18 protein-coding genes and 1 pseudogene are annotated in these 20,877 nt (G+C 71.4%); 12 read left to right on the top strand and 7 right to left on the bottom strand.

The annotated features are described in order from the left end of the window. Nucleotides 1–87 precede the first annotated feature (87 nt). The 4 genes and pseudogenes from K343_RS25255 to K343_RS0101840 form a co-directional block, all read left to right on the top strand. Nucleotides 88–1,443 (top strand): annotated as a pseudogene (locus K343_RS25255) (MBL fold metallo-hydrolase RNA specificity domain-containing protein); the annotation flags it as partial. Then, on the top strand, nt 1,441–2,982 hold the full coding sequence (locus K343_RS25260) for a thymidine phosphorylase family protein (RefSeq protein WP_051277883.1): 1,542 nt from the start codon (nt 1,441–1,443) through the stop codon (nt 2,980–2,982). The pseudogene K343_RS25255 and the gene K343_RS25260, both read left to right, overlap by 3 nt. After that, entirely contained in the window at nt 2,979–3,914 is a 936-nt protein-coding gene (locus K343_RS0101835) for a ribose-phosphate diphosphokinase (RefSeq protein WP_028006608.1), read from the top strand. Before K343_RS25260 ends, K343_RS0101835 begins: the two co-directional genes overlap by 4 nt. Further along, complete coding sequence (locus K343_RS0101840) at nt 3,911–4,918, top strand: zinc-dependent alcohol dehydrogenase family protein (protein WP_043111847.1); 1,008 nt, start codon at nt 3,911–3,913, stop codon at nt 4,916–4,918. The genes K343_RS0101835 and K343_RS0101840 overlap by 4 nt, the downstream gene beginning before the upstream one ends. Nucleotides 4,919–4,960: 42 nt before the next feature. Here the strand turns inward: K343_RS0101840 and K343_RS0101845 are convergent, their stop codons facing one another. Further along, a complete protein-coding gene (locus K343_RS0101845) occupies nt 4,961–5,839 on the bottom strand; it encodes a universal stress protein (protein WP_028006610.1) in 879 nt (292 codons plus the stop codon). A 17-nt stretch (nt 5,840–5,856) separates the two neighbouring features. Next, nucleotides 5,857–6,201, bottom strand: a complete 345-nt coding sequence (locus tag K343_RS20525; protein ID WP_051277843.1) for an HPF/RaiA family ribosome-associated protein — start codon at nt 6,199–6,201, stop codon at nt 5,857–5,859. Nucleotides 6,202–6,515: 314 nt separating this feature from the next. Here K343_RS20525 and K343_RS20530 point away from each other — a divergent pair, with 314 nt between their 5' ends. The 4 genes from K343_RS20530 (at nt 6,516) to K343_RS0101870 (ending at nt 11,602) form a co-directional block, all read left to right on the top strand. Continuing rightward, the gene (locus tag K343_RS20530; RefSeq protein ID WP_051277844.1) at nt 6,516–7,484 is read left to right on the top strand and encodes a universal stress protein; all 969 of its coding nucleotides are present in this window, start codon (nt 6,516–6,518) and stop codon (nt 7,482–7,484) included. Beyond that, nucleotides 7,481–8,392, top strand: a complete 912-nt coding sequence (locus tag K343_RS20535) for a L,D-transpeptidase family protein (protein WP_043111851.1) — start codon at nt 7,481–7,483, stop codon at nt 8,390–8,392. Before K343_RS20530 ends, K343_RS20535 begins: the two co-directional genes overlap by 4 nt. A 125-nt stretch (nt 8,393–8,517) precedes the next feature. Continuing rightward, complete coding sequence (locus K343_RS0101865) at nt 8,518–8,829, top strand: alanine-zipper protein (protein WP_084615601.1); 312 nt, start codon at nt 8,518–8,520, stop codon at nt 8,827–8,829. Nucleotides 8,830–9,061: 232 nt separating this feature from the next. Next, nucleotides 9,062–11,602, top strand: a complete 2,541-nt coding sequence (locus K343_RS0101870; RefSeq protein ID WP_028006612.1) for a cation-translocating P-type ATPase — start codon at nt 9,062–9,064, stop codon at nt 11,600–11,602. On the opposite strand, the gene K343_RS20540 is transcribed toward K343_RS0101870, so the two are convergent. The 5 genes from K343_RS20540 to K343_RS0101895 form a co-directional block, all read right to left on the bottom strand. Next, nucleotides 11,582–12,106 carry a flavodoxin family protein gene (locus tag K343_RS20540; protein WP_051277845.1) on the bottom strand — a complete coding sequence of 175 codons (525 nt, stop codon included), beginning with the start codon at nt 12,104–12,106 and terminating at the stop codon, nt 11,582–11,584. The genes K343_RS0101870 and K343_RS20540 overlap by 21 nt on opposite strands. 113 nt (nt 12,107–12,219) lie before the next feature. Continuing rightward, nucleotides 12,220–12,801, bottom strand: a complete 582-nt coding sequence (locus K343_RS0101880; protein ID WP_028006613.1) for a rhomboid family intramembrane serine protease — start codon at nt 12,799–12,801, stop codon at nt 12,220–12,222. Nucleotides 12,802–12,852: 51 nt separating this feature from the next. Continuing rightward, nucleotides 12,853–13,326, bottom strand: a complete 474-nt coding sequence (gene nikR / locus K343_RS0101885; RefSeq protein WP_028006614.1) for a nickel-responsive transcriptional regulator NikR — start codon at nt 13,324–13,326, stop codon at nt 12,853–12,855. Nucleotides 13,327–13,423: 97 nt separating this feature from the next. Beyond that, the gene (locus tag K343_RS20545) at nt 13,424–14,494 is read right to left on the bottom strand and encodes a HoxN/HupN/NixA family nickel/cobalt transporter (RefSeq protein ID WP_051277846.1); all 1,071 of its coding nucleotides are present in this window, start codon (nt 14,492–14,494) and stop codon (nt 13,424–13,426) included. Nucleotides 14,495–14,525: 31 nt separating this feature from the next. Continuing rightward, entirely contained in the window at nt 14,526–16,598 is a 2,073-nt protein-coding gene (locus K343_RS0101895) for a TonB-dependent receptor (RefSeq protein WP_051277847.1), read from the bottom strand. A gap of 310 nt (nt 16,599–16,908) precedes the next feature. Here K343_RS0101895 and K343_RS0101900 point away from each other — a divergent pair, with 310 nt between their 5' ends. The 4 genes from K343_RS0101900 (at nt 16,909) to mgtA (ending at nt 20,854) form a co-directional block, all read left to right on the top strand. Beyond that, on the top strand, nt 16,909–17,118 hold the full coding sequence (locus K343_RS0101900) for a hypothetical protein (protein ID WP_028006616.1): 210 nt from the start codon (nt 16,909–16,911) through the stop codon (nt 17,116–17,118). A 126-nt stretch (nt 17,119–17,244) separates the two neighbouring features. Further along, entirely contained in the window at nt 17,245–17,889 is a 645-nt protein-coding gene (locus tag K343_RS0101905; RefSeq protein WP_043111852.1) for a BON domain-containing protein, read from the top strand. An 18-nt stretch (nt 17,890–17,907) separates the two neighbouring features. Further along, on the top strand, nt 17,908–18,201 hold the full coding sequence (locus K343_RS20550) for a TraR/DksA C4-type zinc finger protein (protein WP_043111853.1): 294 nt from the start codon (nt 17,908–17,910) through the stop codon (nt 18,199–18,201). Between the two features lie 16 nt (nt 18,202–18,217). After that, complete coding sequence (gene mgtA / locus K343_RS20555; protein WP_245585091.1) at nt 18,218–20,854, top strand: magnesium-translocating P-type ATPase; 2,637 nt, start codon at nt 18,218–18,220, stop codon at nt 20,852–20,854. Nucleotides 20,855–20,877 lie beyond the last annotated feature (23 nt).

Raw genomic sequence — 20,877 nt, forward strand, 5'->3', positions numbered from 1 at the left:
CAAGCGGCCGGCCGCCGATGACCTGCATCAATGCGGCGGAATCCGGCCTGCGGCATGCTAACGAAAACAATCACAAGACGGGCTTTCATGCACCTGCAATTCCTCGGCGCGGCCGGCACGGTCACCGGCTCCAAGTACCTTCTGTCGCGCGAACAGTCGCACATGCTGATCGACTGCGGCATGTTCCAGGGCTACAAGACCCTGCGCCTGCGCAACTGGTCGCCGCTGCCGACGTCGCCTGCCGACCTCGACGCCGTGCTGCTGACGCATGCGCACATCGATCATTCCGGCTGGTTGCCGCTGCTGGTGCGCGAGGGCTATCGCGGCCGCATCTTCTGCACACCGGCGACCTACGAGCTGTGCCGCATCATGCTGCCGGACAGCGGACGCCTGCAGGAAGAGGAAGCGGATTACGCCAACCGCCATCGCTTCTCGCGGCACAAGCCGGCGCTGCCGCTGTATACCGAGGCCGACGCGCTGGCCGCGCTCGAACGCTTCGAGACGGTGCCCTTCGATCATGAGTTCGCGCCGGCCGCCGGCTTCAAGGCGCGTTTCCTGCTCGCCGGTCACATCCTCGGCGCGTCGATGGTCCGCGTCAGCTCGCCGGACGGTTCGATCCTGTTCAGCGGCGACCTCGGCCGCCCGCACGACGTCATCATGCGGCCGCCGGTCGCGGTCGCCGACGCCGACTGGCTGGTCGTCGAATCGACCTACGGCAACCGCCAGCACGATCCGGACGACAACTTCGAGAAGCTGGCCGCGATCATCCGCCGCACCGCCGCGCGCAACGGCGTGGTCGTCATTCCGTCGTTCGCGGTCGGCCGCGCCCAGGAGCTGCTGTACGCGATCAGCGTGCTCAAGCAGCGCGGCGCGATTCCCGCCGACCTGCCGGTCTATCTGAACAGCCCGATGGCGGCCGACGTCACGCAGCTGTACCTGCACCATCGCGACGAACACCGGCTCGACGCGCAGGCCTGCGCGATGCTCGGCAGCGCCGCGAAGATCGTCAACACCGTCGACGATTCCAAGCGCCTCAACGAACGCCACGGACCGATGGTCATCATCGCCGGCAGCGGCATGGCGACCGGCGGCCGCGTCGTCCATCACCTCAAGGCTTTCGCCAGCGATCCGGTCAACACCATCCTGCTCGCCGGCTTTCAGGCCGGCGGCACGCGCGGCGCGGCACTGCTCGAAGGCGCCAAGTCGATCCGCATCCACGGCGAGTACGTCGCGGTGCGCGCCGAGGTCGAGTCGCTGACCAACCTGTCGGCGCACGCCGACGCCGGCGAGATCCTCGACTGGCTGTCGCACTTCGAGCGGCCGCCGCAGGAAACCTTCGTCACGCACGGCGAGCCGCAGGCGGCCGACGCGATGCGCCAGCGCATCGAGGCGCGCTACGGCTGGAAAGTCACGGTGCCCGAGCATCTGCAGAGCGTCGAGCTGCGCCGCGTCGCGGCGACGCCGAAGCTCGACGACGGCCCGCACCGCGTACGCCTGCACCGCATCGGCATCGACACCTATCAGGAGCCGGTCGTGTTCCTGCGCGCCGACAGCGCGGTGTGCCGCTCGGAAGGCTTCGAGGCGCAGTCGCGCGTCAAGCTGACGCTGGCCGCGCGCAGTCTGGTGGCGACGCTTTACATCGTCGACGATCCGCTGCTCGCCGACGCCCAGGCCGGACTGTCGGAGGCGGCCTGGGCGGCGCTCGGCGCTCGCGAAGGCGACGAGGTCGAGATCTCGCATCCGGAGCCGATCGAATCGTTCGCGTTCGTGCGCGGCAAGGTCTACGGCCAGCCGTTCACCGACGCGGCGATCGAGGCGGTGATCCGCGACGTCGCCGCCGGCCATTACTCGGGGCTGGAGCTCGCCGCCTTCATCACCGCCTGCGGCGGCGACAGCCTGGTGCGCGACGAGACGGTGGCGCTGACGCGCGCGATGCTCGACGTCGGCCAGCGCCTCGAATGGACGCAGTCGCCGGTGCTCGACAAGCATTGCGTCGGCGGCCTGCCCGGCAACCGCACGACGCCGATCGTCGTCGCCATCGTCGCCGCCTGCGGCCTGACGATTCCGAAAACCTCCTCGCGCGCGATCACCTCGCCGGCCGGCACCGCCGACACCATGGAAATGCTCGCGCCGGTCGAACTCGATGTCGCCGCGATGCGCCGTGTCGTCGAACGCGAGGGCGGCTGCGTGGTCTGGGGCGGCGCGATGTCGCTGAGCCCGGCCGACGACATCCTGATCCGCGTCGAGCGCCCGCTCGACTTCGACAGCCCGGGCCAGCTGGTCGCCTCGATCCTGTCGAAGAAGCTGGCGGCCGGCTCGACGCAGCTGCTGGTCGAGATGCCGGTCGGCCCGACCGCGAAGGTGCGCAGCGCCGACAACGCCCACATCATCGCCGCTCTGCTGGAGGACGTTGGCCGCACGCTCGAGCTGTCGGTGCGCGTGCTGCAGACGGACGGCCTGCAGCCAGTCGGCAACGGCGTCGGCCCGGCGCTGGAAGCCCTTGATGTGCTGGCCGTGCTCGACAACGCGCCGCAGGCGCCGGCCGACCTGCGCGAACGCTCGCTGCGTCTGGCCGGCGAACTGCTCGAAATGGGCGGCCGCGCGGCCGCCGGACAAGGCCTCGCGCTGGCCCGCGAGACGCTCGCCAGCGGCGCGGCGCGGCGCAAGTTCACGGCGATCTGCATGGCCCAGGGCGGCCTGCGCGAACCGCCGGTCGCGGCCTACCGCCAGGTCTTCGTCGCGCCGCGCGCCGGCACCGTGGCGGCGATCGACAACCGCCGCCTGGCGCGCATCGCCAAGCTGGCCGGCGCACCGCGCGCGCCGGCCGCCGGCCTGCAGCTGCATCATCACCTCGGCGAGCAGGTCGCACGCGGCGAGCCGCTGTTCACGCTGCACGCCGAGTCGCCGGGCGAATTGGTCTACGCCGGCAGCTATGCCAATCTGCATCAGGACGTGATCCGTCTCGAGGAGTCCGCCGCATGAGATCCGCGCCGCTGGTCTGCGCGCTGCCTGGCAACGCCGCGCTCGCCTACGCCGTCGCCACGCATTGCGGCGGCGATCTGGTCGAGCTGGCCCTGCACCGCTTCCCCGACGGCGAGACCGGCATGCGCGTGCTGGAGAGCCCGGCGCGGCGCGACGTGATCGTGGTCTGCAGCCTCAACGATCCCGACCCGAAGATGGCGGCGCTGCACTTCGCCGCGGCGACGCTGCGCGAACACGGCGCGCGGCGCCTGCTGCTGGTCGCGCCGTATCTGGCCTACATGCGCCAGGACCGCGCCTTCGAGCCCGGCGTCGGCACGCTGGCGCGGCACTACGCGCGCTGGCTGTCGGGGCTGTTCGACGCGGTGCTGACGGTCGATCCGCACCTGCATCGCATTCACCGCCTGAACGAAATCTTCGACGTGCCGGCGCAAGTCGTGGCGGCGGCGCCGGACGTCGCCGCCTGGATCGCCGCGCACTGCTCCGAACCGCCGCTGCTGGTCGGGCCGGACGGCGAAAGCGCGCAGTGGGTCGCCGACGTCGCCGCGCGCCTCGGCTGCCCGTCGGTGGCCTTCACCAAGCAGCGCCGCGGCGACGCCGATGTGCTCGTCCATCCGGCCGCCCTGCAACAGCATCGCGGCCGCCGCGCGGTCGTCGTCGACGATATCGTCTCGACCGCGGCGACGATGATCGGCGCCGTCGAGGGGTTGCGCGAACAGGGCTTCGCCGCGCCGCTGTGCATCGCCGTGCACCCGCTGTTCGCCGGCGACGCCTACGTGCGCCTGCAGGCCGCGGGCGCCGGCGCCATCGTCAGCTGCAACACCATCGTCCATCCCTCGAACGGCATCGACCTGCATGTCCGTCTGGCGACGGCGGTCGACGCGCAGCTGCGCGCCCTCGAAGCACCGGAAAGCGCGCTCGGAGCCACCGCATGAACACGATTCCGGCGACGCGCACGGCCATGGTCCTGGAGCACAGCGGCGGACCGCTGGTCACACGCGAGCTGCCGTGCCCCAGGCCCGGCCCCGGCGAAGTGCTGATCGAGGTCTCGGCCTGCGGCGTCTGCCGCACCGATCTGCATCTCATCGACGGCGAGCTGCCGGACATCCGCTACCCGGTGATTCCCGGCCATCAGATCGTCGGCCGCGTGCTGGCGCTCGGCGACGGCGTCGCCGAGCCGGCGGTCGGCACGCGCGTCGGCGTCGCCTGGCTGGCATCGACCTGCGGCCACTGCGGCTACTGCCGGCGCGGCAGCGAAAACCTCTGCGACGAGGCGCGCTTCACCGGCTATCACGTCGACGGCGGCTACGCGACGCATTGCCTGGCGCGCGCCGATTTCGTCTATCCGCTGCCCGAAGGCTACGAAGACCTGTCGGTGGCCCCGCTGCTGTGCGGCGGCCTGATCGGCTACCGTGCGCTGCGCGCCTGCGGCGACGCCTACCGGCTCGGGCTCTACGGCTTCGGCTCGGCGGCGCACATGATCGCCCAGGTCGCCGTGCGCGAGAACCGCCAGGTCTACGCGTTCACGCGGCCGCGCGACGAACACACGCAGCGCTTCGCGCGCTCGCTCGGCTGCATCTGGGCCGGAGCCTCCGACGAGCTGCCGCCGCAAGCGCTCGACGCCGCCATCATCTTCGCCGCCGACGGTCGCCTCGTGCCGCAGGCCCTGCTCGCCGTCGCCAAGGGTGGCATCGTGGTCTGCGCCGGCATTCACATGAGCGAGATCCCGGCCTTCGACTACGAGCGCCTGTGGGGCGAGCGCGTGATTCGCAGCATCGCCAATCTGACGCGCACCGACGGTCATGAATTCCTGGCGCTGGCGCCGAAGGTGCCGGTGCGCACGCATACCCGCATCTATCCGCTCGCCGGCGCCAACGAAGCCCTCGCCGATCTGCGCGCCGGCCGCCTCGAAGGCAGCGCGGTGCTGACGATGCGCTGAGCGCGTCGCCGCCGGGCGCATCGGCCCAGCGGCGGCGCGCGCTCAGTGCGCGACGCCCAGCGGCACCAGCAGCAGGCCGTGCGCGTAGCGTGCGGCGGCGGCGAGGATGCCGGCGCGTTGCGGCGAGCGATCGGGTACGCCGACGGCGAGCGCGCTGTCGGGCAGCGACTGGCACAGCGCGGCGAGCGCCGTTTCGGGATCGCCGTCGCGATGATGGCAATGGCGTACCGGAATGCCGCCTTCGCGGGCGTAGGCCGCCAGCGTCTCGCGTTCCGGCGGCGACATCGTGCCGCGCGCGTCGCCGGCCTCGGCCGGCGCATGGCCGAGCAGCGCGACGTGCAGTTCCGCGCCGCTGGCGGCCGCGAAGGCCTGCGCGGCCCCGATCAGCCGCGCCGCATCGTGCTCGGTACGGACGGCGTCGGCGTCCGGGTTGTAGCCGAACACCACGATCAGCCGCCGCGGCAGATGCGCCGAGCGGTCGTTGCCGACATAGACCGGCACGCCGCTGCGTTCGGCGAGCGCGGCCTCGCCGCGCTCGCCGAACAGCACCGTGGCACCGATCCCGCCGGCGTCCTTGACGAGCAGGTCGGCGTGACGCGCCTGCACCGCCTCGACCCAGTGCGCGAGCTGCGGCGCCGACCAGAGCACTTCGGCGCTGACCTCGCCGCCGAGGCGGCGCGCGCGCGTCGCCTCGGTTTCCAGCGACGCCAGTGCCTGTCGCTGCCAGCCGGCGCGCGCGGCTTCGCCGGCGCTGCGGAGCAGCGGCCGGACGCAATCGATCAGGCGCGAGCGATCGAGCATCAGCAGGCGCAGCGGACACGCGCTCGCGCCCGCCAGCTGCGTGGCCTGCTGCAGGCCCGGCGTCGGCATCGGCGCCGGACCGCTCAGATACAGGATGTGCCGGTATGGCAGCGTACCCATCGCCGATGCGCCCATGCTCAGGTGGCGTCCGCTGCGTGACGCTTGACGTCGCCGCGCCGGATCTGCGCGTCGCTGTCGAGCTGGCGCAGGGCGATGTCGAAGGCCTCGCGGATCGCGACGTAGGCGTCTTCCTGCGTGCCCTCGTGGCGGGTGTCGATGGTGCCGCCGGGGCGCGTGACGTGAATGCCGATCGCCACCGGCTTGCCGGTGTGCTGGCGATGCTGCGGGATGTCGACGATGACATTGCAGCGCAGGACATCGGCGTGGCGCTTCTCGACGCGGGCGAACTGCTTGCGGATCAGATCCTCCAGCGCCGGCGTGGCGTCGAGGTGGCGGAATTCGATGGTCAGCGGAATGCTCATGGCAACTCTCGGATACGGTGGGTGGATCGTGCCGGTGCGCGTCCATCGAGGACCGCGCCGCCATCGCGAGCGCAGAGTCTGGCTGGCAGTGCGAGCGCAAATGCACGCTGCATCCGGACACCGGGTCCGGATGCTCCGGCACGGCATCGTTCTGGCGACGCCGTCGTTGCAGATTCGGCCGCGGGCCGTGACCCCGCATTGATATGGGTCAAGCGCGTCGGCGGCGCGTACTGCGCTTGATCCCCGTCAAGGCATTCGGCGACAGGCGCCGGCATGCTGCGGACACGACAAAAACTTCCGCTCCGGAGAGCCGCATGAAAGCCTACGAACGCATCCTGCTGATCGCCCGTCCCGACCTCCAGCGCTCGGCCGCGATGCGGCAGGCGGCGTGGCTGGCGCGCGAGACCGGCGCCGCGCTGCACATCGCCGTGTTCGACCACAGCGCCACGCTCGATCTCGTCGCGCGCCTGCGCGCCGAGGATCTGCGCGGCCTGCGTGAGACCTTCCTGCGCCAGCGTCGCGACTGGCTCGCGCAGCAGGCCGAGGAACTGGGTCAGGCCGGCATCAAGGTCACGACCGAGGCGGTCTGGAGCCGGCACGCCGCCGACGAAATCCTCGCCCACGTCGTCGAAACCAAGGCCGATCTGGTCGTCAAGGATGCCGAGGCGCACAAGGGCCTGCGCCGGCTGCTGATGACCTCGCTCGACTGGCAGCTGCTGCGCGAATGCCCGGCACCGCTGATGCTGGTACACGGCGACCATCTGACGCCGCGGCGCATCGTGGTCGCCGCCGACGTCATGAGCGGCAGCGGCGATGCGCTCAACGAAAAGGTCGTGCGCGAAGCCGAGATGATCGCCGAAGCGGCGCAGGCCGAACTGCACCTCGCCTACGCGTTCCAGGCGATCGCGCCGATCGAGGCGGTGGCGCCGATGGCGGTGCCGGCGCTGACCGGCGAGCTGTACGACAGCCTGCGCCAGATTCACGAGGAGGCGTTCGAGGCCTTCGCCGACGCCGAAGGCGTGCCGGACGCGCAGCGCCACTTCCTGGCCGGGCCGGCGGCGCCGGCGCTGGTCGGCTTCGCCGAGAAGGTCGGCGCCGACCTGCTGGTGATGGGCACCACGCACCGCACCCGGCTCGAACGCATCGTCATCGGCAGCACCGCCGCGGCGCTGCTCGATCACCTGCCGTGCAGCGTGCTGGTCATCAAGCCCGACGGCTTGGCCGAAGCGCTGAACGCGCAGATCACCGCGCGCCTCAACTCGCCGGCACGCAGCGCCGCATGAGACCGGCGTGGCTGCTGCTGGCGGCGCTGCTCGCCGGCGCGCCGGCGGCGGCGCAGGCCGATGATCTGATCGGCATGCGCCACTACGCCTTCGTCGGCGACGAGGACACGCTGCTCGACATCGCCCGCCGCTACGACGTCGGCTACGTCGAGATGCGCCTCGCCAATCCGGACGTCGATCCGTGGCTGCCCGGCAAGGGCCGCGCGGTGCTGGTGCCCGCCGATCACATCCTGCCGCCGGGCACGCGGCGCGGCATCGTCATCAACCTCGCCGAGCTGCGCCTGTACTACTTTCCGCGCGACGGCCTGCCGGTCAGCTTTCCGATCGGCATCGGCCGCGAGGGCTACGAGACGCCGACCGGACGCACCACGGTCGCGCGCAAGCGCGAGCACCCGCAGTGGGTGCCGACCGCATCCGAGCGCGCCGAGAATCCGGACCTGCCGACGCTGGTGCCGGCCGGCCCCGACAACCCGATGGGCGATTACGCGCTCTATCTGGGCTGGAGCGGCTACGCGATCCACGGCACCAACAAGCCGTTCAGCATCGGCCGGCGCGGCAGCCACGGCTGCATCCGCATGTATCCGGAAGATGTCGCGCGCCTGTATCCGCTGATCGCGCCCGGCACGCCGGTGACGGTCATCGACCAGCCGTACAAGCTCGGCTGGCGCGACGGCGAGCTGTACGTCGAGGTGCATCCGCCGCAGCACGCTGCCGACGTCGTCGAGGACGGCGACATGCCGACCGCCGACGCCGACCTCGATCTCGTCGCGCCGGTGCTCGAAGCCGCCGGCAAGGATGTCGTGCGCGTCGACTGGCAGCGCGTCGAGAAGGCGCGCACCGAGCAGAACGGCATGCCGCTGGCGATCACGCGGCGCAGCGCCGAGCCGGCGGTCGCGGCGAGGCCGTGAGCCGCGGCACGCCGCGAACGCGCTTGACCATCGTCAATGCGGCGCGCGCGCCGCGCGCCGATGATGCCGCGGTCGACGCTGTCCGGCGTCGTTGAGGTATCCCTTCCACCGACGGAGTCTTCGACATGAAACACCTGCCCCTCATTTCCATGGTCCTGCTCAGCGCCTCGATGGCCGCCTGCACGACGCTCAGCAAGGCCGATCGCGATCTGCTCGACCAGACCGCGCAGAAGGCCGACAACGCGCAGCGCATGGCCGCCGAGGCGCAGGCCACCGCCGGTCGCGCGTTGACGATGGCGCAGGGCGCGCAGTCCGACGCCGCTGCCGCCAAGGCCGATGCCGAGGCCGCGAAGAAGGCTGCGACCGAGGCCGATGCCGCCGCGCAGGCCGCCGCCGAGAAGGCCGGCCGCATGTTCCAGAAGTCGCTGCGCAAGTAAGCTTCCCCGCCGCGTTCGCACCGGCGCCGCCCGCACCGATACCTCGTCGTGTCGGTGCGCGGCCGCCGGGGCGGACCGGCTGCCTTTTCCCGTCGCATGGCGGCTACCGACGCCGCCGTGGCGGTGCGCGAAGTCCCCGCATTCCCGTGCGTGACGCTGGCCAGACCATGGCGGGCCCGCGACAATCCGTCCCGAACCCAGCGCATCGGCCCGAGCGGCCACAGGACAGGACATGACCGAAGGCAACGGCCTTCGCCATCGCGGATTGACGGCGGCGGAAGCCGCGCGGCGTCTGCAGGCCGATGGCCCCAACGAACTGCCGCGCCCGCGACGCCAGGGGCCGCTGCAGATCGCACTCGAAATCCTGCGCGAGCCGATGTTCCGCCTGCTGCTCGCCGCCGGCGCGATCTACCTGCTGCTCGGCGATCTCGGCGAAGCGCTGCTGCTGCTGACCTTCGCCGGCGTCTCGGTCGGCATCAGCATCTGGCAGAGCATCCGCAGCGAAAACGCGCTCGAGGCGCTGCGCGAGCTCGGCAGCCCGCGCGCGCAGGTGATCCGCGACGGCGAGCTGCGCCGCATTCCCGGCCGCGAAGTGGTGAGCGGCGACGTCGTCGTGCTCAGCGAAGGCGATCGCGTGCCGGCCGACCTGCGTCTGCTGTACGCCCGCGAGATGCAGACCGACGAATCGCTGCTGACCGGCGAATCGCTGCCGGCCGGCAAGCGCGCCGGCGAGGACGCCCTGCCCGACGAAAGCTCGATCACGGCGCCGGGCTGCGCCTACTCCGGCACGCTGGTGGTGCGCGGCGACGGCGTCGGCGAAGTCTTCGCGACCGGCGTCGCCACCGAGATCGGCAAGATCGGCCACATGCTGCAGTCGGTCGGCAGCGAAGTCTCGCCACTGCAGCGGCAGACGCGCGGCCTTGTGCGTTTCCTGGCGACCGCCGGCCTGGTGGTCAGCGCGCTGGTCGTGCTGATCCACGGCCTCTGGCGCGACGGCTGGCTCGAAGGCCTGCTCGCCGGCATCGCGCTGGCGATGGCGATGCTGCCGGAGGAATTTCCGCTGGTGCTGACCGTGTTCCTGACGCTCGGCGCCTGGCGCCTGGCGCGGCAGAACGTGCTGACGCGCCGCCAGGCCGCAGTCGAAGCGCTCGGCGCGACGACCGTGCTGTGCACCGACAAGACCGGCACGCTGACGCGCAACCGCATGAGCGTCACCGAGCTGGCGACGGCCGACGCGAGCGCGACGCTGGACGGCAGCGCGCTGCCGCCGGCGCTGGCGCGCCTGCTGTCGGTCGCCGTGCTCGCCAGCAAGCCGGAAGCGGTCGACCCGATGGATCGCGCGCTGCGCGAAACCCTCGCCACCCAGCCCGACATCGCGCCGCCGCCGGCCGAGGAGCACATCGTCCGGGAGTACGGGCTGACACCGGAACTGCCCGCCTACGCGCTGCTGTGGCGCACCGGCGACGGCGCGCTGCGGCTCGCCGCCAAGGGCGCGCCCGAGGCGATCGCGGCGCTGTGCGGACTCGACGAGGCCGGTCGCGCGCGCATGCGCGAGGGCATCGAGGCGATGGCGGCGCGCGGCATCCGCGTGCTCGCTGCCGCCGAATGCGAATGGCCGCAGGCGCAGCCGGCGCCGGCCACGCTGCGCGACGCGCCGCTGCAGTACCGCGGCCTGCTCGGTTTTTCCGATCCGCTGCGCGCCGGCGTCGCCGACGCGATCGCCGAATGCCGCGCCGCCGGCGTGCGTGTGCTGATGATCACCGGCGACCATCCGCTGACCGCGCGCGCGATCGCCGCGCAGGCCGGTCTCGATACGCGCGGCGGAGTGCTGACCGGCGCCGAGATCGACGCGCTCGACGCCGGCGCGCTCGGCCGGCGCCTCGAACAGACCGACATCTGCGCGCGCATCTCGCCGGCGCAGAAGCTGCGCATCGTCGAGGCCCTGAAGGCCGACGGCGAAATCGTGGCGATGACCGGCGACGGCGTCAACGACGCCCCTTCGCTGCGCGCCGCGCACATCGGCGTGGCGATGGGCGGCCGCGGCAGCGATGTCGCGCGCGAAGCCGGAGCGCTGGTACTGCTCGACGACGATTTCGGCACCCTGGTCTCGGCGGTCCGTCAGGGCCGGCGCATCTACGACAATCTGCGCAAGGCGATGGCCTACATCCTCGCCGTGCACGTGCCGATCGCCGGTCTGTCCCTGCTGCCGCTGCTGTTCGGCTGGCCGCTGATCCTGACGCCGATCCACATCGTGTTCCTCGAACTGCTGATCGACCCGGTCTGCTCGATCGTGTTCGAGGCCGAGCCCGAGGAACCCGGGCTGATGCGGCGGCCGCCGCGCGATCCGCAGGAGCCGCTGATCTCGCACCGCGTGCTCGGCTGGGCGCTGCTGCAGGGGCTGTGCGCCTTCGCCTGCGTCACCGCGCTGTATCTCTACGGGCTGCACATCGGTCTGTCGGACGGCGCGCGCCACGCCCTCGCCTTCACCGGCCTGGTCATGACCAACGTCGCGCTGATCTTCGCCAACCGCAGCTTCTCGGTCGCCGCGATCGGCACGCTCGGGCGGCACAATCGCGCGCTGTGGCGCGTACTGGGCGCGGCGCTGACGATCCTGCTGCTGGCGCTGTTCGTGCCGCCGCTGCGCCGGCTGTTCGGCTTCGAACTGCCGGAACTGCCGCTGCTGCTGCTGGCGCCGGCGGCCAGCCTGACGATGCTCGCGCTGCTCGACCTCGCCAAGCGCGCGATCGCGCCGCTACGCCGCGCGGTCGCGTGACGGCCCGGCGGCCGGCGCCGGTGCCGCCGGAGCGGCGGCGGGCTGCAGCGCCGTCACGAACGCGTCGAGCGCCACGGCGCCGCCTTCGTCGATCTGGCGCACCGTCATCATCAGCGTGGCGTCCGGCTCGCGATCGCAGAGACTGGCCATGTCGGCCAGGGTCTGCGCGCCCGAGTGGGCGCAGCTGCAGAAGAACGCAACGTGGCGCAGCTCGTCGGCATGCCGCGTCAGATAGCTGCGCACCGGGCCGGCGACATGATCGGCCCACACCGGACCGCCGACGATGACGCGGGCGTAGCCCAGCGGCGGCTGGGTGGGCGCGGTGATCGGCGGTTCGCGCCCGAGCAGCGCGTCATAGAGGCAGCGCGCCAGACCCAGCAGGCCGCGGTGCGGATGCAGCTCGTGAATTTCGTCGAGGTCGGCGTCGAGCCGCGCGGCGAGCCGCTGCGCCAGACGGCGCGTATGGCCGCTACGCGAATAGAACACCACGAGATTGTCTTTCATGACGGCTCCGGGCTGACTCAACCGTATGCACGGCAGACGGCATGGGCCGAGCCTGCCGCGGCAACGGCCGGGCAGCATTGACCGCCGTCAATCGGTGCCGCCGGCGCCCGCGTTCAGCGCCAGACCTGGCGCCGCCGCCAGCGCAGGCCGAGGACGAGACCGCCGAGCAGGCCGCCGAGATGGGCGAAGTGCGCGACACCGTTCATCGTGCCGGTGACGCCGGCATAGAGTTCGAACAGCGCATACAGCAGCACGAACAGCGGCGCCGGCAGCGGCAGCGGCGGAAAGATCAGCAGGATCACGCGGCGCGGGAAGAAGATCGCGAACGCGGTCAGCACGCCGAACAGGCCGCCGGACGCGCCGACCGTCGGCTGCGGATCGGCGCTGACCATGCCGAACGCCAGCTGTGTGAGGCTCGCCGTCAGCACGCTGGTCAGGAACAGCACGAGGAAGCGGCCGCTGCCGGTCTGGCCCTCGACGTCGCGGCCGAACATCCACAGGCCGAACATGTTGGTCGCCAGATGCGCGATGCTGCCGTGCAGGAATGCGCAGCTGACCAGCTGCCACGGCGCGAAGCCCTGCCCGAGCGGCCACAGCGCGAAGCTGCGCAGCAGCGGATCGCCAGCGACCATCTCCAGGCCGAAGACGAGAATGTTGACGATCAGCAGCGTGTAGGTGACGGGAGCCTTGTTCATGCGGTCATCGCTTCTCGGGGGCGGCCGCGCGGGCCGGGGCGTGCTGCGCCACTAGCTGCTCGGCAGGTAATGCGTGTGGCTGTCGCCGGCGCCGTGCGCGTGCGCATGGCCGCCCGGCGACTGGCGCTCGACGGTGACGAGCTTGAAGTTGCCGTGACGGATGCCGGGTTCGGCGATGAGCTGCTCGGCGAAGCGGCGCACGGCGGCGGTCGGCCCGCGCAGGATCGCGCATTCGACGCAGTGATCGTGGTCGAGGTGCGCATGCATCGTCGACACGACGATGTCGTGGTGCTCGTGCTGCAGGCGCACGACGCGCTTCGACAGCTCGCGCTCGTGATGGTTGTAGAGATAGCTGAGCGTGGCGACGCAGTAGGCGCCGGCATCCTCCTCGAGCCGCGAACGTTCGAGCTCCTGGCGCAGCAGGTCGCGGACCGCTTCCGAGCGGTTGCGGTAGCCGCGCCGCGCCATCAGTTCGTCGAAGGCATCGGCGAGCTTGGTTTCGAGGGAGATCGTGAAGCGTTCCATGGCGGGGCTCGGGCGGTGGCCGGTCGTCGCGGCGCGCTGGCGGCGGCGACGATCGTCGTGGCGCATTGTAGCCACGCCGGGCCGCATCGCGTGCGCTTCAGCGCAGCGGCTCGCAGGCGGCGCCGGCGGCGGCCTGCATCGCGCCGGTCTGCTTCCATAGCGCCGCCGACAGGCCCCAGCCGAGCAGGAACAGGCCGGCGATCGCGTAGCCGAGCCGGCCGAAATCGATGCCGGCGACGAAGCCGGCCCACGCGCCGCGCAGCGACAGCAGTTCGACGGCGACCTGCAGCAGCTCGATGCTGCCGATCAGCAGCGCGGCGGCGATCGACAGCGCGGTCGTGGTCAGGTTGTAGTAGATGCGGCGCAGCGGATGGACGAGCGCCCAGTGGTAGGCGCGGCACATCAGCACGCCGTCGCTCGTGTCGACCGCCGTCATGCCGGCCGCGAACAGCAGCGGCAGCGCCAGTACCGCCGGCGCCGGCAGCTCGCCGGCGATGGCGCCGGCCGTCATCGCCAGCAGCGCGATCTCGGCCGCGGTGTCGAGCCCGAGCCCGAACAGCAAGCCGAGCGGATACATCTGCCAGCTGCGATCGACGCCGCCGCGCAGGCCGCCGCCGAGCAGCCGGCCGACGAAGCCGCGGCGCGCCAGCACACGCTCGAGATGATCGTGGCGATGCCGGCCGCGGCGCGCGTGCCGCCAGACATCGAGCAGTTCGAGCAGCACCAGCAGGTTGAGCACGCCGATCAGCCACAGGAAGGCGCCGGAGATGCCGGCGCCGATCAGATGGCCGGCGTGCTCCCAGTCCGGCAGCCGCGTGCGGACCAGGCCGGCGGCGAACGCCACGGCCAGTGCCAGCAGGAACACCACGCTCGAATGCCCCAGCGAGAAATAAAAACCGACGCCGAGCGGACTGCGGCCGCGTTGCAGCAGATAGCGCACGGTATCGTCGACGGCGGCGATGTGATCGGCGCCAAAACCGTGGCGCAGGCCGATCGCGTAGGCCGCGAAGCCGAGGCCGACCAGCGCCGGATAGCGCGCCGCATAGGCCAGATACAGACCCCAGCCGAGCCCGTGCAGCAGCGCGATCACGCCGTAGTACGCGGCGAGTTCGCGGCGCTCGCCGCGCGTCCAGCGTCGCCGCGGCGGTCCGGACTCGCCTGCATGCATCGGCGTCGCGCCTAGGGCCTGTTAACAGGCGCTAGAAGTACATCCGCAGCGAGGCGCGCAGCTGGCGCGGCTCGACCGGATGCAGGTGGATATCGTCGACGCCCTCGCTCTCGCCCGGCAGGCGCGAAGCGTAGTAGTAGGTGATGTCGGCGTCCCTGGCGTCGAGCGCGTTGTAGAGGTCGAGCGCGACGCGCCAGACGCTGCGCTCGTAGTACGCGCCGAGGTTGACGATGGTGGTCGGATCGGACTCGACCGAACCGTCTTCGATCAGCGGCGCCCGACCGAGATAGCGCAGCCGCGCGGTACCTTTGAAGCCGTAGCCGAAGTCGACGACCGCACCGGCGCCGAGCACGGTCTTGACCGCGTTCGGCACCTCATCCTCGGCCTTGGGCACATCGCGGAAGCGCGCGTCGGTATAGGCCGCCGACAGGTCCAGCGTCAGCCAGGCCAGCGGCTGCCAGAAGCCGGCGAACTCGGTGCCGTAGCGGCGCGAGGCCGCATTCGGTTCGGTGGTACCGCCGTCGCCCGAGTAGACCAGCTCCGAACCCAGGTCGAGCCAGAAGCCGACCAGGCTCAGGTTCAGCGGGCCGGCGCCGTAGCGCAAACCAAGCTCGGCGCCGCGCGCGCGCACCAGCACGTCGACGCGCTCGGCGGCGGACGCCGGATCGCGCGGATCGACGCGGATCGACGCGCCGCGCACGTCGTTGGAATGGAAGCCCTCGCCGTAGTTGGCGTACAGCTCGGTGTGCGCGCCGGTGCGCCAGGCCAGCGCCAGCTTCGGCGAGATCATCGCGTCCGTGCCGCTGCCGCTGTTGAGCGGCTGCGTGCGCGCGTCGACGTCGTAGTCGTAGACGTCGCCGCGCAGGCCGACGACGGCGCGCACGCTCGGCGTCAGGTGCGTCTCGAGCTCGGCGTAGGCGCCGACGCTGAGTTCGTCGACGGAATCCTCGCGCACCGTGTCGATGCGCCGTCCGGCAACGGTCTGGTAGAGACCGACCTTGCCGATATCGTCGTAGCGCAGCTCGCCGCCGGCGCGCAGCCGCGCCGGCCGGCCGGCGAGGTCCAGATCCCAGCCCTGCGCCAGCGCGCCGCCGAAGATCGAGCGCTCGTCCTTCTGCTCGAACTCGTCGCCGTTGACCGGATCCTCGAGGTAATACGTGAAGTTGGAGACCAGGCTCAGCTCGTAGTGCAGCGCGTAGAGGTTGAGCGCGGTGTCGCCGAACTGCATCTGGCTCGACAGCGCCAGACGCGAGGTCTCGCCGCCGAGAGACGGATCGATATAGCCGTAGCGCGGGATCAGTCCCGAGCGCAGCGCGCGCAGCGGCACCTGATCGGTCGAATCCCACTGGTTGTCGTAGGCGCTGAGTGCGAGGTTCCAGTAGCGCTCGCCGTCTTGGCGGCTGTACTTGAGCAGGCCGTTGTACTTGCGCAGATGCTCGTCGAGCACCCAGGGACCATCGACGCGCGCCGCCTCGGCACCGGCCAGCAGCGTGCCGCCGCCGAGCGCGAGACTGCCGGCGGCCAGACCGCGGTAGTGGCCGTACTCGCCGACCGTGGCCTCGGCGAAGCTGCGCGGCAGCGCGTCGTAAGTTCTGAAGCGCGCGGTGCCGGCCGCGCTGAAGTCGCCGGCGTCGGCAAAGTACGGACCCTTGCGGTACTCGACCTTCTCGACCAGTTCTGGAATCAGGAAATTGAGATCGGTGTAGCCCTGGCCGTGGCCGTGCGTGCGCAGGTTGGCCGGCACGCCGTCGATGAAGCTCGCGAAGTCGGTGCCGTGGTCGAGATTGAAGCCGCGCAGGAAGTACTGGTTGGCCTTGCCCTCGCCGGAGTGCTGGGTCGCGATCATGCCGGGAATCACTTCGAGCAGTTCGCCGGCGCGCGAGATCGGACGGTCCTGGAAGTCGGCGTAGCCGACCACGCCCTGCGAGCCGGACTGCGCCGTGCCGACGAGATCGAAGGCGCGGCCCCAGACCGTGATCTCGGCCGGCGGCGCGTCGGCGGCAGCCGTCTCGGCCCGGGCCGGAACAACGCTGCCCGCCCCCGCCGCCGCCAGCGCCAGTGCCACGGCGGTCGGGCGTGAAGGAAACGGGCGCTTGCGGTTCATCGTCGGCTCCTGAAACGGACGGCAGGGCTGTTATTCGATATTACGAATTCGTAATTGGTATGACGATGGGGCGTACGCACACTGGTCAAAGCGCGCCGGATCGGCGATGCGCACCGCCGCCCGGCACGACCCTCGTCGCAGCCGAGCATAGGGGGCCCGGCGCGGCGCCGGCCAATGAATAGCGGCGCGGCATCCATGCCTGGGGGTTATGCCGAGCCGACGCTGACGCCGGTCAAGGCCGCGTTCGGCGCGGCACGCCATGCTGCCGGCCTATCGCCCGGACCCGGGCCGTCAGAGGAAGAGACGCGTCATGGATACGCCGCCCGCCAGCAAGCTGCTGATCCTGCCCTGCCCGTACTGCGGCACCGAGGTGCACATCCAGGAAGCCGACTGGCGCGACGGCGCCGGCGTCCACTGCGCGCACTGCAACAACGATGCGGTGCTGCAGTGCGAATGGATCGGCCACGGCAGCCATCCGCGCTGGGAACTGGTCGAGGACGGCGACGCCGACGAACCGTAAGGTCTGCCAACGAACCTTGGCCGCGTCCGGGCAAGGGCCCTCACCCCGCCGACCATGACGCGCATCAATGCCACCGGGGCGCGGCGGCGCGACGATTCACGCTGGCCTGGTTCCCGAATTTTCGTCATGCACCCGCTCGATCAGGATTTGCAGCGCCGGGTCACGACGGCCCTGGCGCAGGAAGCAGCGCTCGACGTCGCCCACATCGGCGTCGCCGTGCGGCAGGGCGTCGTCACCCTCAGCGGCCACGTCAGCAGCGCCGCACAGCGCGGCCTGGCCGAACAACTCGCGCGCAAGGTGCCCGGCATCCGCGCAGTCGCCGAGCATCTCGAGATTCGCGCCGCCGACGTCGCCAAGACCGCCGACGACGAGATCGCCGATCGCGCGGTGCGCATCCTGTCCTGGGATCTCGGCCTGCCGCCGGGCTTTGTGCAGGTCACCGTCAGCCGCGGCGTCGTCGAACTCGACGGCGCCGTCGACAGCGAATACGAGCGCCGCCAGGCCGAGCACGATATCCGCCGGCTGCACGGCGTGCGCGACGTCTGCAACCGCATCCGCCTGCGCGACTGGCGCGACATGCTGGCCGAGGCCACCGTCGGCGTGCCGGTCGAGCGCCGCCAGATGCGGGTCTACGCCGATGGCGACGGCACGGTCGTCCTCGAAGGACGCGTGCGCTCGCAGCAGGAACGCCTCGACGCCGAGGCGGCCGTGCGCGCGGCGCCCGGCGTGCTGCGCGTGGAAAACCGTCTCGTCGTCGAACCCCAGGCCTGAAGCCCCGAGGAGGCTGCCATGAACCCTGCCGAGCGCAATGACCGCCACCTGCAACTCGAATATCTGGCGGCGCTGCTGCGCCGGCGCCTGCAGCGCATGCGGCAGAACGGCGCGACGCCGACCGATCCGCAGTTCGCGCGCATCGCCGCCGCGACCGACGCCAAGCTGCGTCAGGTCGAGCACGCGCTACATCTGCTGAACCGCGGCTGCGGCGACTGCTGCGAGGACTGCGGCCAGCCGCTGCCGGCGGCGCGCCTGACACAGACGCCGCAGCTGACGCTCTGCGACGACTGCGCGATGGCCACCGCCTGAACCCAGCCCCGCCACCGTGACCTCATGGCTGCGCTGGCGGTCGCGCTACGCCCCGTCCCCGGCATCCGCGCCGCCGGTCGAAGCGCGCGTCGGCCCCTACTGGAGCTTCGATTCCGCCGCCCTGCAGGCCCGCCTCGGCAGCGGTCCGCACGGATTGTCCGCCGACGAGGCGCAGCGCCGCCTGCGTGAACGTCCGCCGCAGCGCGTCGCCCAGTTGCGCAGTTTTCCCGCCACCTTCGCCGCGCAGTTCCGCAGCCCGCTGCAGCTGATCCTGGTGCTCGGCGCCGCCGCCGCGCTGCTCGGCGCCGACTGGCTCAACGCCGCGATCGTGATGGCGATCGCGCTGCTCAGCAGCCTGATCGGCGCGCTCGACGAGCACAAGGCCTCGCGCGCCGTCGCCCGCCTGCAGAGCCGCGTCGCCGTACGCGCCTCGGTGCTGCGCGACGGCGCCTGCCGCGAGATCCCGGCCGACACCGTGGTGCCCGGCGACGTGGTCCTGCTGTCGGCCGGCAGCCTGGTGCCGGGCGACGGCGTGCTGCTCGAATGCCAGGACCTGTTCGTCGGCGAGGCGGCGCTGACCGGCGAGACCTTCGCCGCCGAGAAAGCGCTGGCGCCGGTGCCGGCGATCAGCGCGCTGCCGTCGCGCCGCAACTGCGTGTTCGCCGGCACCTCGGTCCGCAGCGGCGTCGGCCGCGCCTTGATCGTCGCCACCGGCGCCGAAACCGAGTTCGGCCGTATCGCCCACACCTTGCAGCTGCGCGCGCCCGAGACGGAATTCGAGCGCGGCCTGCGCCATTTCGGCCAGCTGCTGATCCGCGTGATGATCCTGCTGCTGCTGGCGGTGCTGGCGATCAACGCCCTGCACCACCGGCCGAGCTTCGACTCGCTGCTGTTCGCGATCGCACTCGCGGTCGGCCTGTCGCCGGAACTGCTGCCGGCGATCGTCGCCATCACGCTCGCGCATGGCGCGCGGCGCATGGCGACGCGCGGCGTCATCGTCCGCCACCCGAACGCGATCGAGAACCTCGGCGCCATGGACGTGCTCTGCGTCGACAAGACCGGCACGCTGACGCGCGGCGTGGTGATGATCGACGCCGCAGTCGACGCCGAGGGCCGCGACGACGAACGCGTGCTGCAGCTGGCGCGCCTCAACGCGGCGCTGCAGGCCGGCCTGCGCAACCCGATCGACGAAGCGCTGCTGGCCGGCGCGCCGGCGCCCGGCGAGGCGCTCAAGCTCGACGAGATTCCGTACGATTTCGTGCGCAAACGCCTCAGCGTGGTGATCCGCGAACGACCCGGCGAGGCGCCGCTGATGATCACCAAGGGCGCCGTGCCCGGCGTGCTCGCAGCCTGTACGCAGCTCGAACTCGGGACCGGCACCGTCGAACTCGACGCGGCACGGCGCGAGGCGCTGCAGCAGCGCTTCGAGGCCTGGGGCGCGCAGGGCTTTCGCGTGCTCGCGGTGGCGCAGCGCACCCTGCCCGAGCAGGCGCGTTACGGGCGCGAGGACGAGAACGCGCTGGCGCTGTGCGGTTTTCTGCTGCTGTTCGATCCGCCGGAGCCCGGCATCGACGCGACGCTGCGCCGGCTCGCCGGCCTCGGCGTGGCGGCCAAGCTGATCACCGGCGACAGTCTCGCCGTGGCGCGCCACGTCGCGCAGGCGGTCGGGCTTGATCCCGAGCGCGTCATCAGCGGCGCCGAGCTGAGCCAGACGCGCGACGAGGCACTTTGGCAACTCGCGCCGCGCACCAGCGTGTTCGCCGAGGTCGATCCCGGCCAGAAGGAACGCATCATCCGCGCCCTGCAGCGCAGCGGCCATGTCGTCGGCTTCCTCGGCGACGGCATCAACGACGCTCCGGCGCTGTACGCCGCCGACGTCGGCATCTCGGTCGATACCGCCGCCGACGTCGCCCGCGAAGCGGCCGACTTCGTGATGCTCGAACACGGTCTCGATGTCGTCTGCGAAGGCATCGAGGAAGGCCGTCGCACCTTTGCCAACACCCTCAAGTACATCTTCGTCACGACCAGCGCCAACTTCGGCAACATGCTCAGCATGGCGGTGGCGACGACCTTCCTGCCGTTCCTGCCGCTGCTCGCCAAGCAGATCCTGCTCAACAATTTCCTGTCCGACATTCCGGCGATGGGCCTGGCCGGCGACCGCGTCGACGACAGCTGGCAGCGCACGCCGCACCGCTGGGATCTGCGCCTGGTCAAGCGCGTGATGGTGCGCCTCGGCGTGCTCAGCACCCTGTTCGACCTGCTGACCTTCGCGGTGCTGCTCGGCATCGCGCACGGCGATCCGGAACAGTTCCGCACCGCCTGGTTCATCGAGTCGCTGCTGACCGAGCTGCTGATCATCTTCGTGCTGCGCACGCGCGCGCCGTTCTATCGCAGCCGGCCGGCGCCGGCGCTGCTGTGGGGCTCGGTCGCGATCGCGGCACTCGGCATCGGTCTGCCGTACGTGCCGCTGATCGCGCGCGGCTTCGGCTTCGAGCCGCTGCCGCTGGCGCTGCTGGCGACGATGGTGGCGATCTCGCTGTCGTTCGCGCTGGTCTCCGAGCGCCTGAAGCGCGTGCTCTACGAGCCGCCCGGCATGCCGCCGCCCTCGCATGACCTGGATCAATGGCCGGCGCCGGCGCCCGTGAAAAGCTAGCCGCTCCACGAGAACGGCAGAAT

Origin of the sequence: Solimonas flava DSM 18980, assembly GCF_000426685.1 — a bacterium.
Lineage (GTDB): Bacteria > Pseudomonadota > Gammaproteobacteria > Nevskiales > Nevskiaceae > Solimonas > Solimonas flava.